This window comes from Mesorhizobium sp. DCY119 (assembly GCF_003590645.1).
GTDB lineage: Bacteria > Pseudomonadota > Alphaproteobacteria > Rhizobiales > Rhizobiaceae > Mesorhizobium_M.
Window position 1 is genome coordinate 1,396,582 of record NZ_CP031834.1, and the last position, 14,441, is coordinate 1,411,022.

A 14,441-nucleotide genomic window follows, 5' to 3' on the forward strand; every position below is an offset into this window, starting at 1 on the left:
AAAGGAAAAACTGACACCATGGATTTCCTGAATTCCATTCTCGTCAAACCATTTGCCGACATGGCCGGCGCGCCGGATTTTCTGCTGCAGGTACTTTGGGAAGGGCTCGTCGCCGGCGTGCTCTATGCGCTTATCGCGCTGGGCTTCGTGCTGATCTACAAATCGTCGCGCATCTTCAATTTCGCGCAAGGCATCATGGTGGTGTTTGCCGCACTCACTCTGGTCGGCCTGCATGAAAAGGGCGTGCCGGCGCTGCTTGCCGTGCCGCTGACGCTGCTCGTCATGTTCATACTGGCAGTGGTCATCGAGCGGGTGGTGCTGCGCCCGCTGGTCAACCAGCCCGACATGATCCTGTTCATGGCCACCATCGGCATCACGCTGTTTCTCGTCGGCTTCGGCGAAATCATCTTCGGCGGCGAAAACAAGGTGATGATCACCGAGCAGCTTTACATCCCGACCGGTAGCATCGAGTTCGAGCCCTTCGGCGGCTTCGTTTCCATCGAGCAAAAGGATGTGACGGCGGTGGTCGGCGCGATCCTGCTGGTGGCAGGCCTGATCCTGTTCCTCAACCGCTCGAAAATGGGCCGCGCCATCCGCGCGCTCGGCGACGACCATCAGGCCGCTCTTTCGGTCGGCATCTCGCTTTCCACCATCTGGGTACTGGTCTGGTTCATCGCCGGCGTCATCGCGCTGGTCACCGGCATCGTCTGGGGCGCGCGGGCCGGCGTGTCCTTCGCGCTGGAAGTCATCGCCTTCAAGGCGCTGCCGGTGCTGATGCTGGGCGGGCTGGAATCGGTTCTCGGCGCCATCGTCGGCGGCCTGGCCATCGGCATCCTCGAAAAGCTTTTCGAGATCTACTGGGGCCAGCCGCTGCTCGGCGGCAACACCGAAACCTGGTTCGCCTTCGTCTTCGCACTCATCGTGCTGCTGTTCCGGCCGCAGGGCCTGTTCGGCGAACGTATTATCGAGCGGGTGTGATCCATGCTCTACCGCACCGTTGGCCAGTTCAAAACCTCCTATCATGCAGACCATGCGCTGTTTCCGGTGAAGCAGGATGCGTGGCTGCTGGGCTTTATCCTGCTCATCGCCTTCGTCATTCTGCCGGCAACCGCCAATGAGTTCGTCTTCAACGCGCTGCTGATTCCGGTGTTGGTCTATGCGCTGGCAGCACTCGGCCTCAACATCCTCACCGGCTATGCCGGCCAGTTGTCGCTCGGCACCGGCGCTTTCATGGGGGTGGGGGCCTATGCCTGCTACAAGCTGGTCACGATCTTTCCCGAATTGAACATCGTCGTGGCGATCGCGCTGTCGGGGTTCTTCTCGGCCGCGGTCGGCGTTGCCTTCGGCCTGCCGTCGCTGCGCATCAAGGGTTTTTACCTGGCCATCGCAACACTTGCCGCCCAGTTCTTCCTCGTCTGGCTGTTTGAGAAATGGGCATGGCTTTACAACTACAATTCGTCGGGCGCGATCCAGGTGCCGAATATCGACATGTTCGGCGTGACGGTGGCCGGGCCGAACGCCAGGGCGATCGTGCAATATTACTTCGTGCTGTGCGTGGTCTGCCTGATCACATGGTTTGCCATCAACATCACGCGCGGGCGCATCGGCCGCATCTGGAAGTCGGTGCGCGACATGGATATCGCCGCCGAACTCGTCGGCATCAACCTGATGAAGGCCAAGCTCTCGGCCTTCGCCGTCTCGTCCTACATCGTCGGCGTTGCGGGAGCGCTGTTCGTGTTCCTGTGGCGGGGTGCGGCCGAGCCGGTGCTGTTCGACATTCCTTTGTCTTTCCGGGTGCTGTTCATCGTCATCATCGGCGGCATGGGCTCGATCCTCGGCAATTATCTCGGCGCGGTGCTGATCGTGGCGCTGCCGGTGATCATTTCGTTCGTGCCGGGCGCACTTGGCCTGCCGGTCAGTTCGGCGATGGTCGAGCATCTCAACACCATGATCGTGGGTGCGGCCATCATCGGCTTCCTGATCCTCGAGCCGCATGGCCTGGCAAGGCTGTGGGCGATCATAAGGGAGAAGCTGGTCATCTGGCCCTTCCCGCATTGAGGTCAGGGAAGGGCATACAGAATAGCGGCCGCGGGGGCGGCCGTTGAAACCGGGGGTGGTTTCCCCGATCCGTTAGGGAAAAACGACCACGTGGAGGAAACGGCAATGAAGACACTTATGAGGAAATCCGCCTTGCTTCCGGCGGTCTTCGCTCTTGCGGCGGCGCTTGGTGCGTCTTCCGCTTTGGCCGAGGACGCCCTGAATGTCACCAACCTGTCCTACAGAACGGGTCCGTTCGCGGCCACCGGCACGCCGGTGATGAACGGCCAGCGCGACTACATGATGATGCTCAACGAGCGCGACGGTGGCGTTAACGGCGTCAAGATCGCCTATGACGAGTGCGAGACCGGCTACAACACCGAAAAGGGCGCCGAATGCTACGAGAAGACCAAGGCGTCCAGCATCGTGACGCAGCCTTGGTCGACCGGCATCACGCTCCAGGTGCTGCCGAAGTCCAATGTCGACAAGATCCCGATCCTGGCGCCGGGCTACGGCTTCTCGCCGATGGCTGAGGGCAAGACCTTCAAATGGGCCTTCAATCCGCCGACTTCCTATTGGGACGGTGCTTCGATGATCCTGAAGAACATTTCCGACGGCAAGCTCGATAGCCTCAAGGGCAAGAAGATCGTGCTGCTGCATCTCGATGCGCCCTATGGCAAGGAGCCGATCCCGCTGCTGCAGGCCTATGCCGAAAAATACGGCTTCACGCTGCTGCCCATTCCAGTGGGCTTGAAGGAGATGCAGAACCAGTCGGCGCAGTGGCTGCAAATCCGCCGCGAGCGTCCGGACTTCGTCGTCATGTGGGGCTGGGGCGCGATGAATGCCGGCGCCATGACCGAAGCGGCCAAGACCAAGTTTCCGATGGACAAGTTCGTCGGCATCTGGTGGTCGGGCAGCGATGCCGACCTTCGCACCATCGGCGAGGCGGGCAAGGGCTATCGCTCGCTGTCATGGAGCTTCCCGGAATCCAATTCCAAGGTGATGAAGGACATCAAGCAGCTCGTCGTCGATGCCGGCCATTCGCTGAGCGCGCCGGGCGAGAGCGAAACGGTGTTCTACCAGCGCGGCATCGTCATCTCGATGTTCGTGGTCGAGGCGATCAAGGCCGCACAGGCGCATTTCGACACCAAGATGGTGACGCCCGAGCAGCTGCGCTGGGGTTTTGAGAACCTGAAGCTGGATGAAGCGCATCTGGAAAAGATCGGCATGACCGGGATGGTTCCGCCGTTCGAAACCTCCTGTGCCAACCATTCCGGCCATTCGGGCGGCTGGATGCTGCAGTGGGACGGGGCGAAGTTCGTCAAGTCTTCCGATCTGCTCAAGGCCGATGCCGACATGATCGAGCCGCTGGCCCAGGCCGAAGCGAAGAAATACGCCGAGGCCAATGCGCCGTGGCCGCTGAACGACGAGTGCAAGATGTAGAGATGACAGCTTTCCTCTCCCCGTTCACGGGGAGAGGATGCCGGCAGGCAGGTGAGGGGCTGTGCCGACGTTCGAACATCCTGATCGAAGGAAGCGCCGCCCCTCATCCGGCCCTTCGGGCCACCTTCTCCCCGTAAACGGGGAGAAGGAAGTCTTCATCGCCGGAGCCAGCATGACCAACACCGCACCACAGTCCGAACCAGCCATCCCGATCCTCTCGGTCAACAACATCGAGGTGATCTACGACCACGTCATACTGGTGCTGAAGGGCGTTTCGCTGACCGTGCCGAAGGGCGGCATCACGGCACTTCTCGGTGCCAACGGGGCCGGCAAGACGACGACGCTGAAGGCGATTTCCAACCTGCTCCACGCCGAGCGCGGTGAGGTGACCAAGGGCACGATCGTCTTCGAAGGCGACGAGATCCAGTCGCTGTCGCCCAACCAGCTTGTTCGGCGCGGCTGCATTCAGGTCATGGAGGGGCGGCACTGCTTTGGCCATCTGTCGGTCGAGGATAATCTGATGACCGGCGCCTTCACCCGGCGTGACGGGGCCGCCGCCATCCGCGCCGATCTCGATCTCGTCTACGAGTATTTCCCGCGGCTGAAAGTGCGTCGCACCAGCCAGGCCGGCTACACCTCGGGCGGCGAGCAGCAGATGACGGCAATCGGCCGCGCCCTGATGTCGAAGCCGAAGATGATCCTGCTCGACGAGCCGTCGATGGGGCTCGCGCCGCAACTGGTCGAGGAAATCTTCGAGATCGTGAAGAAGCTCAACGAGGAGCAGGGCGTCTCCTTTCTGCTTGCGGAGCAAAACACCAACATCGCGCTGCGCTATGCCAAATACGGCTACATCCTCGAATCCGGCCGCATCGTGCTCGACGGCGAGGCCCAGGCGCTGCGCGAGAACGAGGACGTCAAGGAGTTCTATCTCGGCGTCGCCGGAGAAGGCCGCAAATCGTTCAAGGACGTGAAGCATTATAAGCGCCGCAAGCGCTGGTTAGCCTAAGTCGCGGATTTTGAAGGTTGGCGCTGATGTTGAAGCTGCCCCTCACCCTTACCCTCTACCCGTGAAAAACGGGGAGAGGGAGGCGTCGGCGTTGGAGCTTCCCCTTCTCCCCGTCACTATACGGGGAGAAGGTGCCGGCAGGCGGATGAGGGGCGGCGCGACCTCAAAAATGAGAGGACGCGAGGCCCCATCACCTCCTCCACCTACCAATTATGCGCATAACTCGCGCCGAAGCTGCCGGTCTTGTGCCGTGCCGCAAGGTTGTCGATGTTGGCGCGAAGGTTGATGCCCGTCAGCACCTTCTGCTCAACGCCGACGCTTGCCTGCCATTCCTGGTCGCGGGTCGAGCGCGAGCCGCGTGCAAAGATTGATGTTCCGGTCGAGTTCGAGAGGATGCGGACGGAACTGGTGGTTCGCATGTCGATGCGCCGGTCGCCGCCATGGTCGTAGTTGAGCGTGTAGAAATCGTCGAGCTGTGCGGCGAATTCCGGCGTCAAGGTCAGCGAGCGCGACCGGCTCACGGAAACCGAGCGGCTGCCGGTCAGGCCGTTCAGCCGGACGCTGACATCAGCAGTGTTTGTTGCAGCCTTTCCGCGCGGCGCGGGCAGTTTCACCGAGCCCCAGAAATTCACCGGTCTGTTCGGCCTGTTCATCCTCTCCAGATTGGAGCCGGCGAAGCTGACCTCGGTGCCGGCGCTGGCTTCCCAGTCGGTCGGCAGGTGGCTGCCCATGCGCATGGCATAGGAATCGCTGGAGTTCTTCACCGGCGTCCAGATGAGCGGCCTGTCGTTTGCATTCGCCGTGCTCGCAGAGAGGATGCCGGCGAGGAAGAGGGTCAGGGATCGTAGAGCAGTCATAGTCCATTCCAAATGGCGTGCGCGCCCGCGAAGGGAATCTGATGCGCAAGTTTTTCGGGAATGGCGGTTCCTAACAGTGTGGATTGGCCAGCCAAAGGCACAATTTCCCACGCTGCCGATTTCCTTTTCGGCTGTTGCAGGATGCACACGGTTTATTTCAAAGCATGTCAGTTCGTGAACAAGCGCAAGGCAGCCGCCACGATGACCTCCGGCGCATCCTCCTGCATCAGGTGGCCGGATCGTGGAACGGGCGTGAATGCGCAGTTCGGAAGCATGGTGGCGAGTTCACGCCCGCACTCCAGTGGAATCCACTGGTCTTCCTCGCCCCACAGCAGGGCCACCTTGCAGCGAATCTCGCCATAGCGGTCCTGCACCGCGTCGGTGAAGCGCTGGTCCATCTGCGCGATCTGGCGGTAGAAGGCGGGCTTGCCGGTCTCACCGGTCCATGGCGCGACGTATGGCTCGAGCTCCGCATCGGAAAGCGTTCGCGAAACCGCGCCGGAGATATAGGCTTTCAGGATGGCGAGCTGGATATAGTCCGGGACGCCGGCGAAAGCTGCCTCGTTGAGCCTCACATGCTGGACGAAGGGCGAGCCCCAGGGGCGGATGGCGACGGGATCGATCAGCAGCAGCCGCCGATAATCGCAGCCGTTGAGCAGATGCGCCCGCAACACTGTTGCACCGCCGAAATCATGGGCGATGACGTCCGGACGGTCCAGTTGCCAGAAGTCCAGCATTGCCGCCAGCGTGTCGTTCTGGATGCCGAGCGAGACATCCTGGCCTTCGAATTTCCCCGACGAGCCGTAGCCGGGGAGATCGTAGAAATAGACCGTGTGGCTGCGCGAAAGCTCCGGCGCAACGCGATGCCAGACATGGGAGGAGAAGGGCGTGCCATGGACGAGCACGAGCGGCGGGCCGCTGCCGATCGAGCCCCAGGCGATGCTTGTGCCGTTCCAGTCGAAGCGTTCGGTGGGGATCATCATCGGCCTCCGGTTCCATTCAGCGGGAAGGACGGAGGCTAGCCGTTGGAGGCGCGCCGGTTAAACGCGAAAAACTAAAGACTGTTTCAGCGTTGCTAAATGCTATCGCGACATCGGGAGGCATTGCCCTTGGCGCAGCTTTTCGCTATGTGCGCATGGAATGTTTCCGGAGGGACTTTAGATGGCAGACCATACGCCGACCGGCCCGCTCGAGATGGGCGCCGAGATGGACTACAGAGAGCACGAGCGCACCTATTCCGGGTTCCTGACGCTCGCCAAATATGGCTCGCTTGCAGTCGCGGCTCTCCTCATCGCCATGGCCTTCGGCTTCTTCACCAGCGCCGGCTTCTTCTCGGCGACGGTGTTGTTCCTGATTGTCTGCGCTGTCGGCGGATTTCTTCTCCGCTAATCCTTCCAGACTTCTCCTTGCGGTGCGGGTCTGGCGCTCCAGCCGGTTCGCGCCGGATGGTGTTCCAGCCGAAAGGGCCCTGCCGTGGCGCAGACGATCTTTGTCCCCAAGGAAGTTGACTTGAATGAGCCGCGCGTTGCGGCGTCTCCCGATACGGTGAAACGGCTTGCCGCGCTCGGTTTCGACGTGGTTGTCGAAACCGGTGCCGGACTTGCCTCGCGCATCATCGATGCGGAATTCACCGCTGCCGGTGCCAAGATCGGCAAGACTGCCGATGCGGCCAAGGCCGATGTGGTGCTGAAGGTGCGCCGGCCGAGTGATGCCGAGCTGAAAGGCTATAAATCCGGCGCTGCGGTGCTGGCCATCATGGACCCCTATGGCAATGACGCTGCGGTGGCAGCCCTTGCCAAGGCAGGCGTCACGGCGTTTTCCATGGAATTCATGCCGCGCATCACCCGCGCCCAGTCGATGGACGTCTTGTCCTCGCAGGCCAACCTCGCCGGCTATCAGGCCGTCATCGACGGTGCCGCCGAATATGACCGGGCGCTGCCGATGATGATGACGGCGGCAGGCACCGTGCCGGCGGCAAAGATCTTCGTCATGGGTGTCGGCGTTGCCGGTCTCCAGGCGATTGCCACCGCGCGCCGCCTCGGCGGTATCGTGACCGCGACCGACGTGCGCCCTGCCGCCAAGGAGCAGGTCGCTTCGCTCGGCGCAAAGTTCCTCGCCGTCGAGGACGAGGAATTCAAGGCAGCCGAAACCGCCGGCGGCTACGCCAAGGAAATGTCCAAGGAATACCAGGCCAAGCAGGCGGCGCTCACCGCCGAGCACATTGCCAAGCAGGACATCGTCATCACCACCGCGCTCATCCCGGGCCGTCCGGCACCGAAGCTGGTGTCTGCGGCCATGGTCGCCTCGATGAAGGCCGGCTCGGTCATCGTCGACCTGGCGGTCGAGCGCGGCGGCAATGTCGAGGGCGCTGTGCCCGGCAAGGTCGTGACGACGGCGAACGGCGTCAAGATCGTCGGCCATCTCAATGTGCCGGGCCGGGTCGCGGCATCCGCCTCGCTGCTTTATGCCAAGAACCTTTTTGCCTTCCTCGAAACGATGATCGACAAGGGCACCAAGCAGCTTGCGATCAACCGCGAGGACGATCTGGTCAAGGCGACGATGCTGACCGACGGTGGAAAGGTCGTTCATCCCAATTTCGCCAATGCTGCACCGGCTCCAGCCGAGCCGGCAGCGAAGGCAACCAGGACTGCCGAGGCAAAGTCTGAGGCCGCGCCGAAGAAGGCCGCTGCCAAGAAGCCTGCGGCGAAGAAACCGGCAACAGTCAAACCGATCGTGCCCGGCAAAAACAGGGGGGATGCGTGATGGACAAGACCGCTCTTCAACAGGCGCTCGACCAGCTCGACCAGGCCGTGGCCGCTGTGCGGCTCGGCGTGCAGGATCTGGCCAATGCGCCGGCAGCCGCTGACGCCGCCGGTGGTGTTGCTCATGCCGTCTCTGGCGGTGCGATCGATCCCTTCGTCTTCCGCTTTGCCATCTTCGTGCTGGCGATCTTCGTCGGCTACTACGTGGTGTGGTCGGTGACGCCGGCGCTGCACACGCCGCTGATGGCCGTCACCAACGCCATCTCCTCGGTCATCGTCGTCGGCGCGCTTCTGGCCGTCGGCATCTCGGCAGCGGGCCTTGCGACGGGCTTCGGCTTCGTCGCCCTGGTGCTCGCATCGGTCAACATCTTCGGCGGCTTCCTCGTCACCCAGCGCATGCTGGCCATGTACAAGAAGAAGGACAAGTGACGTGAACGCCAACTTCGCTTCCTTCCTCTACCTCGTCTCCGGCATCCTGTTCATCCTGGCGCTGCGCGGCCTGTCGCATCCGACGACCAGCCGCCAGGGCAACACCTACGGCATGATCGGCATGGGCATCGCCATCGTCACGACGCTGGCGCTCGCCACGCCGTCGATCGGCGGGCTCGGCCTGATCGTCGTTGGCCTCGCCATCGGCGGCGGCATCGGTGCGATCACCGCGCGCCGCATCGCCATGACCTCGATGCCGCAGCTTGTCGCCGCCTTCCACTCGCTCGTCGGCATGGCCGCCGTCATGGTCGCTGCTGCGGCCATGTATGCGCCGGAAAGTTTTGGCATCGGCACGGTCGGGGCCATTCACGGCCAGGCGCTGGTCGAAATGAGCCTGGGTGTCGCCATCGGCGCCATCACATTCACCGGCTCGGTCATAGCCTTCCTCAAGCTTGACGGACGCATGTCGGGCAAGCCGATCATGCTGCCCGGCCGCCACTTCATCAATGCCGCCCTCGGCATTGCGCTGGTGGTGCTGATCATCCTTCTCGTGACGACGCAGAGCTACACGCTGTTCTGGCTGATCGTCATTGCCTCGCTGGTGCTCGGCGTGCTGCTGATCGTGCCGATCGGCGGCGCCGACATGCCGGTGGTCGTCTCCATGCTCAACTCCTATTCGGGTTGGGCAGCGGCCGCACTGGGCTTCACCCTCGGCAATCTGGCGCTGATCATCACCGGCGCGCTGGTCGGCTCGTCTGGTGCGATCCTGTCCTACATCATGTGCAAGGGCATGAACCGCTCCTTCATCTCGGTCATTCTCGGCGGCTTCGGCGGCGAGACGGCGTCAGCGGGTGCCGACGACGGCATCGAGCGCACGGTCAAGCAGGGCTCGGCGGACGATGCCGCCTACCTCATGATGAACGCGCAGAAGGTCATCATCGTGCCGGGCTACGGCATGGCGGTGGCGCAGGCGCAGCACGCGGTGCGCGAAATGGCCGACATGCTGAAGGCTGCCGGCGTCGAAGTGAAATACGCCATCCATCCTGTCGCCGGACGTATGCCCGGCCACATGAACGTGCTGCTGGCGGAAGCCAACGTGCCCTACGACGAGGTCTTCGAACTCGAAGACATCAACTCCGAGTTCGCGCAGGCCGACGTCGCCTACGTCATCGGCGCCAACGACGTCACCAACCCGTCGGCGCGCGACGACAAGTCGTCGCCGATCTACGGCATGCCGATCCTCGACGTCGACAAGGCCCGCACCTGCCTGTTCGTCAAGCGCTCGCTCGGCTCCGGCTACGCCGGCATCGACAACACGCTGTTCTACAAGGACGGCACCATGATGCTGCTCGGCGACGCAAAGAAAATGACCGAGGAAATCGTCAAGGCAATGGATCACTGAATCCTGCCTTGTGCTTCGAAACAAAAAGCCCGGCATTGCGCCGGGCTTTTTTCGTTTCAGGCAGCCACGCTTGGAGTAACTCCGGCCTTGCCTGCTATGCGGAAGGCGGCGATGCAGCCGACGATGCCGAGCGGAACGAAGCCCAGGTACAGCCATACCGCCACGCTGTGGGCGGTCGCACCGCTCAAGCCGTGCGAGAAGCCGCTGGCATTGGCGATGATGCCGCTGATCGCCGCACCGACGGCGTAGCCGATGCGCTGCATGGTCGGTACGGCGGATGACGCGACCGTGCTTTCGGCAGGGTCGGCGGCCGCAACGATGACCCGGGTGACGAAGGGCCAGGCGATGCCGAAGCCACCGCCCTGCAAAAGTGCGCACAACAGCACCAGCGGGATCGAGCCGTTGGGAATTGCGTAGGCGAAGCCTGCGATGCCGGCGGTGATCATGCAGGCGCCGGTGACGATGATCAGCCTTTCGCGGTGTGGTGGCGCATTGGCGACGAGGATCGACAGGACCGACCAGGCGATGGATTCGGCGGCGATGATGTAGCCTGTGGTCAGCAGCGAGATGCCGTGCAGGTTGGTGAGCAGCAGCGGACCGTAGACGGAGAAAGAAATCGTCGCCACCGAGAAGGCGGCAATCATGATCATGCCGTTGCCGACCGGTGAGCGCCAGTCGAAGGGGCGCGACGGAAACAGCCGCGACAGGGGTTTTTTCGCATCCAGCACGAAGAACAGGCCAAGCGCTGCAATGCCGAGGACGAGCAGCAGCGACGAGCGCAGCACCTCGATCTTCACGCCCGCCAGCGCTATCAGGATGACGCTTGCTGCCAGCGCACTGAGCGCCAGGAAGGGGAAAGGTGGCAAGGCGCCTAGTCCCGCCTTGCGCCGCGTCGCTTCCGGGCTGCGCAGCACGGCGAAACAGGCCAGCGCCATGGCGATGCCGCCGAGGAAGAACACGCCGAATGCCCAGCGCCATGACAAAGCCTGCGCAATCAGCGCGCCGAGCAACGGTCCGCTGAAGGCTGCCACGCCCCAGATGGCCGACATGACGCCGAAGAGCTGCGGCCAGATCTTGCGCGGGAAAAGGCGTTCCACCGAAACGAAGGCGAGCGACACCAGCGCACCGCCGCCGAAACCCTCGATCAGGCGCCCGGTGAGGAACCACGGCATGGAGGAAGCGGTGGCGCAGAGCAGCGCGCCCGTGGAATAGAGCAGGGCCGCAACCACCATGTTTGTGCGCAGCGGCACATAGCTGACCAGCCTGCCGGCGGCGGCACCGGCGACGATTGCGCCGACCTCGTAGATGGCGAGCGACCAGCCGACCAGCTGGACGCCGGAAAGATCGCCGACCATGGCCGGCATGATGGTGGCCACCATGGTTTCGTTGGTGGCGTGAAGGAGGATGCCGAGGCAGATGAAGCAGAAGCGGGCGAGATCGCCGCTTGCCCACAGGGCATGCCAGTCGACGCGGTTTGATGCCACGCTCATTTTGTTGTCTCCGATGCTGGGGATATGCGGTAGGCGCAGCGTCGCGCGCCGGCCAGAATATAGTCGGTGCGCTCGACGCTGACGTCGTCGCCGAGCACCTGCCGGAACAGCGCCAGTTCCGAGCGGCAGAAGCCCTGGCAGATGCTTGCGGCAGCGCAGATCGGGCAATGGTTCTCGGCAAGCAGCCATGCGCCGCCGGGCAGGGGGGCTGCATCGGCGAGATAGCCTTCCTGGCTCCTGATGTCGGCAAGCTTGGCAACGCGCTCGGCAAGCCCCTCCAGCCCGGCAAGAGCAGCATCGTAGCGCCGCAGCATCTGCCGCTCGCGGTCGCCGATCAGCCGGTCGAGACCGTCTTCGCCGAAAAGCGTACGCACGGAATCCAGCATCTCGACGGTCAGCACGGCATGGCTGTCGGGAAACAGCTTTTGCGCTTCTGCCGTGAGCAGCCAGTAACGTTCCGGCCGGCCGACCTTGCCGCCGCGATCTTCGAAGGCAACGAGACCGGCATCGAGGAGCGCGGTGAGATGCTTGCGCGCGCCGGGCGTGGTGATGTCGAGATGTTCGGCGATCGCGCCGGTCGTCTGTTCGCCGTGAAACTTGATCCGCCGCAGGATGCGGTCTTCGCTGGGACTTGTTTGCCGCACGGCAAATGCCTCGCTAAATAAAGAAACTATTTGGTTTCTAAATTAAGCGAGATCGATCGGCAATCTGCCACATGGTCTGGATCAGGCGGTTGTTGGGTGTGGCGCAAACAGCAAGAAGCCCGGCCGAGGGATCGGCCGGGCTTCTTCAGTTTCCAACCGCGAGAGGCGGCGAATTACTTCAGCGATGTGTAGAGTTCGAGCTGTGTCACAGCCAGCGCGACATTGACGCCGGTCTGGGTCTGTACGCTGAGCGGCTGCAAGGTGAAGGCACGGCTGTTTCCGCCGAGCAGGACGTTGACGCCACCGCCGGTGACAAGGCTCGCATCGGCCGATGCGCCGAAATATTTGCCGGCGAGCGCGCCGGTGCCGTAGCCGTCCCAGTCGGTGGCGAGCACGGCCCAGCTGATCGACGACTGGTGGGTCATGCCGAGATCGGCGCCGAGCTTGGAGATGACGCCGCTGTAGACGTCAGGGCCATAGGCCTTGTTGTAGGGCTTGAACGTGCAGGCCAGGCCCTTGTTCGAGCCTATGACATAAGAGGTGCCGCCATCGACGACGCAATCGAGAATGCCGAGCTGTACGCTTCCGGCATGTGCGGGAAGGGTCGAGACGGCGGAAAACAGGGCCGCGGCGAGAACAAATTTCTTCATGATTCAACTCCAGCAATTCTCGCTGGGCCAAGCCCCGATCGATTCCCATAGGAATGCAAACAGAACCCCCAGCCTTACAAGCACGATCTAGGTCGCAAACACGGCAAATTTTTGCCGCCTTCAACGCAACATCGTGTCTTTAAAACCGATTGGGCAGCCGTTCGGTTCCATTCCGGTAACGCAATCGCGTTCGGGCGAAGATAGCTGGTGCCTGTGGCGCTGATTCGCCGGTCAGCTTCCGCGGGTGCGGGCCAGGCCTTCGGTCGCCGGCTTGTAGTTGGGGTCGAGCTGTGCGGCACGCGCGTAGGACTTCGCCGCACGCGCCTTGTCGCCGCGCCGCTCGTAGATCAGCGCCTGGTTGGCCCAGCTTTCGGCGATGTTGCCGTCGAGCTTGATCGCCATGTTGAAGTCGGCGAAGGCGTTGTCCTCGTCATTGGTGGCGAGATAGGAAAGGCCGCGGCCGTTATAGGGTTCGGCGGCGTCGGGCGACAGCGAGATCGCGGTCGAGAAATCCTCGATGGCGAAGGCGTGCTGGCCCTGGCTCTGATAGATCAGGCCGCGATTGTGATAGGCGCGCGCATCGGTCGTATCGAGCTGGATCGCCTTCTGGAAATCATTGAAGGCGTCCTGCGTGCGGCCCGCCTTGCGGTAGAGATTGCCGCGGCCGATATAGGCGGCGTCGTAATTGGCGTTGAGCTGGATGGCCTGGTTGTAGTCGGCGAGCGCTTTTCCCTGGTCGCCGAGAAAGCGCTGGATGAGGGCGCGGTTGGCGTAGGCCTGGTAGAAATTCGGCTTAAGCTCGATCGCCTTGTCGAAGTCCTTCAGGGCCTCGCGATACTTGCCGCCGCGGCCATAGGCCGAGCCGCGCACATTGTAGCCTTCGGGATCCTGCGGGTTGCGGGAGATGACCGCCGAGAGCGAGGAGATGTTCTCGCTCGACCCCTGGGCCGTGTCGACGGAGGTGAGTTCGCCTGCCGGGCCGCTCTGGCAGGCGGTGAGCGCCAGACCGGACAGCAGCACCACAGCCATGGCTGAACCCCGCCAGGAGAGATTGCGCCCGCCGATCAATGCTTCCATCTGTGCTCTTCCCTTGTGGTCGGCCGGACTATCCGGTGGAGGTTCCGCGGCAGCATATAGCGCGCAATCGGAACAAAACAAAAAGGTGGCGGTGATTCTTCATCACCCCACCTTCCGTATCCTCGCAAAAGGACGAAATATTGGCCAGATCAACGCGCCGGGCGCGCTGCACCTGCGGCCGGAACCGGACGCGGGGTCATCGGCAGCAGGCCTTCGCGCTGAGCGCGCTTGCGGGCCAGCTTGCGGGCGCGGCGAACGGCTTCAGCCTTTTCGCGGGCGCGCTTTTCCGACGGCTTCTCGTAGTGGCCGCGCATCTTCATTTCACGGAAGATACCTTCGCGCTGCATCTTCTTCTTGAGCGCGCGAAGCGCCTGATCAACATTGTTGTCGCGGACGAGTACCTGCACGGGCAATCCTGTCTTTCGGGTTCGAATCAATATAGCGGGGCGAATAGCCACTGGCTTTCGCAGCGGTCACCACCGCGAATTGCGGCGGCTGATAGCAGAATCAAGCAGCGTTGTCGAGAGCAGAGTGCGCAAAAGGCGCGTAACGCTCTCTCAAATGTGAAAATGCAGGCGCAATCTGCCGCGCAACGCATTTCCGCCTGAATAAACCGGAAGAAACTGCCGGTCAACGAAACCGCG

At 62.7% G+C, this 14,441-nt stretch carries 15 protein-coding genes; 8 read left to right on the forward strand and 7 right to left on the reverse strand.

From position 1 onward, the window contains the following. Positions 1-18 precede the first annotated feature (18 nt). From DZG07_RS06750 to DZG07_RS06765, 4 genes are all read left to right on the forward strand, one after another. Positions 19-978, forward strand: coding sequence for a branched-chain amino acid ABC transporter permease (locus tag DZG07_RS06750; RefSeq protein ID WP_091915392.1), 960 nt, complete (start codon positions 19-21; stop codon positions 976-978). Between the two features lie 3 nt (positions 979-981). Further along, positions 982-2,058, forward strand: a complete 1,077-nt coding sequence (locus DZG07_RS06755; RefSeq protein WP_119815384.1) for a branched-chain amino acid ABC transporter permease — start codon at positions 982-984, stop codon at positions 2,056-2,058. A gap of 105 nt (positions 2,059-2,163) precedes the next feature. Beyond that, the gene (locus DZG07_RS06760; protein WP_091915386.1) at positions 2,164-3,480 is read left to right on the forward strand and encodes an ABC transporter substrate-binding protein; all 1,317 of its coding nucleotides are present in this window, start codon (positions 2,164-2,166) and stop codon (positions 3,478-3,480) included. A gap of 172 nt (positions 3,481-3,652) precedes the next feature. Continuing rightward, complete coding sequence (locus DZG07_RS06765) at positions 3,653-4,486, forward strand: ABC transporter ATP-binding protein (RefSeq protein ID WP_091915384.1); 834 nt, start codon at positions 3,653-3,655, stop codon at positions 4,484-4,486. A gap of 203 nt (positions 4,487-4,689) precedes the next feature. Here DZG07_RS06765 and DZG07_RS06775 read toward each other — a convergent pair whose 3' ends face one another. Both DZG07_RS06775 and DZG07_RS06780 read right to left on the reverse strand, forming a co-directional pair. Further along, entirely contained in the window at positions 4,690-5,343 is a 654-nt protein-coding gene (locus DZG07_RS06775) for a hypothetical protein (RefSeq protein WP_119815390.1), read from the reverse strand. A 167-nt stretch (positions 5,344-5,510) separates the two neighbouring features. Continuing rightward, the gene (locus DZG07_RS06780; RefSeq protein WP_119815393.1) at positions 5,511-6,326 is read right to left on the reverse strand and encodes an alpha/beta hydrolase; all 816 of its coding nucleotides are present in this window, start codon (positions 6,324-6,326) and stop codon (positions 5,511-5,513) included. Between the two features lie 178 nt (positions 6,327-6,504). Between DZG07_RS06780 and DZG07_RS06785 the strand changes: the two genes are divergently transcribed. The 4 genes from DZG07_RS06785 (at position 6,505) to DZG07_RS06800 (ending at position 9,936) form a co-directional block, all read left to right on the forward strand. Beyond that, a complete protein-coding gene (locus tag DZG07_RS06785) occupies positions 6,505-6,732 on the forward strand; it encodes an aa3-type cytochrome c oxidase subunit IV (protein ID WP_091915378.1) in 228 nt (75 codons plus the stop codon). Positions 6,733-6,816: 84 nt separating this feature from the next. Continuing rightward, entirely contained in the window at positions 6,817-8,106 is a 1,290-nt protein-coding gene (locus DZG07_RS06790) for a Re/Si-specific NAD(P)(+) transhydrogenase subunit alpha (RefSeq protein ID WP_119815395.1), read from the forward strand. Continuing rightward, the gene (locus DZG07_RS06795; protein ID WP_091915374.1) at positions 8,106-8,534 is read left to right on the forward strand and encodes an NAD(P) transhydrogenase subunit alpha; all 429 of its coding nucleotides are present in this window, start codon (positions 8,106-8,108) and stop codon (positions 8,532-8,534) included. The genes DZG07_RS06790 and DZG07_RS06795 overlap by 1 nt, the downstream gene beginning before the upstream one ends. 1 nt (position 8,535) lies before the next feature. Beyond that, positions 8,536-9,936 carry an NAD(P)(+) transhydrogenase (Re/Si-specific) subunit beta gene (locus DZG07_RS06800; protein WP_119815398.1) on the forward strand — a complete coding sequence of 467 codons (1,401 nt, stop codon included), beginning with the start codon at positions 8,536-8,538 and terminating at the stop codon, positions 9,934-9,936. A gap of 56 nt (positions 9,937-9,992) precedes the next feature. Here the strand turns inward: DZG07_RS06800 and DZG07_RS06805 are convergent, their stop codons facing one another. The 5 genes from DZG07_RS06805 to rpsU form a co-directional block, all read right to left on the reverse strand. Then, on the reverse strand, positions 9,993-11,426 hold the full coding sequence (locus DZG07_RS06805; protein WP_119815400.1) for an MFS transporter: 1,434 nt from the start codon (positions 11,424-11,426) through the stop codon (positions 9,993-9,995). After that, positions 11,423-12,070 carry a metalloregulator ArsR/SmtB family transcription factor gene (locus DZG07_RS06810; RefSeq protein WP_245429596.1) on the reverse strand — a complete coding sequence of 216 codons (648 nt, stop codon included), beginning with the start codon at positions 12,068-12,070 and terminating at the stop codon, positions 11,423-11,425. The genes DZG07_RS06805 and DZG07_RS06810 overlap by 4 nt, the downstream gene beginning before the upstream one ends. Positions 12,071-12,243: 173 nt before the next feature. Beyond that, a complete protein-coding gene (locus DZG07_RS06815; protein WP_244537904.1) occupies positions 12,244-12,720 on the reverse strand; it encodes a DUF992 domain-containing protein in 477 nt (158 codons plus the stop codon). Between the two features lie 231 nt (positions 12,721-12,951). Next, on the reverse strand, positions 12,952-13,797 hold the full coding sequence (locus DZG07_RS06820) for a tetratricopeptide repeat protein (RefSeq protein ID WP_091915363.1): 846 nt from the start codon (positions 13,795-13,797) through the stop codon (positions 12,952-12,954). Positions 13,798-13,946: 149 nt separating this feature from the next. Continuing rightward, positions 13,947-14,204 (reverse strand): 30S ribosomal protein S21, encoded by a 258-nt coding sequence (gene rpsU / locus DZG07_RS06825; RefSeq protein WP_091915561.1) that lies wholly within the window; start codon positions 14,202-14,204, stop codon positions 13,947-13,949. Between the last annotated feature and the right edge of the window lie 237 nt (positions 14,205-14,441).

Excerpts from the sequence above, each read along its gene's own strand:
- DZG07_RS06755 (WP_119815384.1), top strand. The coding sequence starts at position 982 with ATGCTCTACCGCACCGTTGGCCAGTTCAAAACCTCCTATCATGCAGAC.
- DZG07_RS06795 (WP_091915374.1), top strand. The coding sequence starts at position 8,106 with ATGGACAAGACCGCTCTTCAACAGGCGCTCGACCAGCTCGACCAGGCC.
- DZG07_RS06805 (WP_119815400.1), bottom strand. The coding sequence starts at position 11,426 with ATGAGCGTGGCATCAAACCGCGTCGACTGGCATGCCCTGTGGGCAAGC.
- DZG07_RS06815 (WP_244537904.1), bottom strand. The coding sequence starts at position 12,720 with ATGAAGAAATTTGTTCTCGCCGCGGCCCTGTTTTCCGCCGTCTCGACC.
- DZG07_RS06750 (WP_091915392.1), top strand. The coding sequence starts at position 19 with ATGGATTTCCTGAATTCCATTCTCGTCAAACCATTTGCCGACATGGCC.
- DZG07_RS06820 (WP_091915363.1), bottom strand. The coding sequence starts at position 13,797 with ATGGAAGCATTGATCGGCGGGCGCAATCTCTCCTGGCGGGGTTCAGCC.
- DZG07_RS06780 (WP_119815393.1), bottom strand. The coding sequence starts at position 6,326 with ATGATGATCCCCACCGAACGCTTCGACTGGAACGGCACAAGCATCGCC.
- DZG07_RS06775 (WP_119815390.1), bottom strand. The coding sequence starts at position 5,343 with ATGACTGCTCTACGATCCCTGACCCTCTTCCTCGCCGGCATCCTCTCT.
- DZG07_RS06760 (WP_091915386.1), top strand. The coding sequence starts at position 2,164 with ATGAAGACACTTATGAGGAAATCCGCCTTGCTTCCGGCGGTCTTCGCT.
- DZG07_RS06765 (WP_091915384.1), top strand. The coding sequence starts at position 3,653 with ATGACCAACACCGCACCACAGTCCGAACCAGCCATCCCGATCCTCTCG.
- DZG07_RS06785 (WP_091915378.1), top strand. The coding sequence starts at position 6,505 with ATGGCAGACCATACGCCGACCGGCCCGCTCGAGATGGGCGCCGAGATG.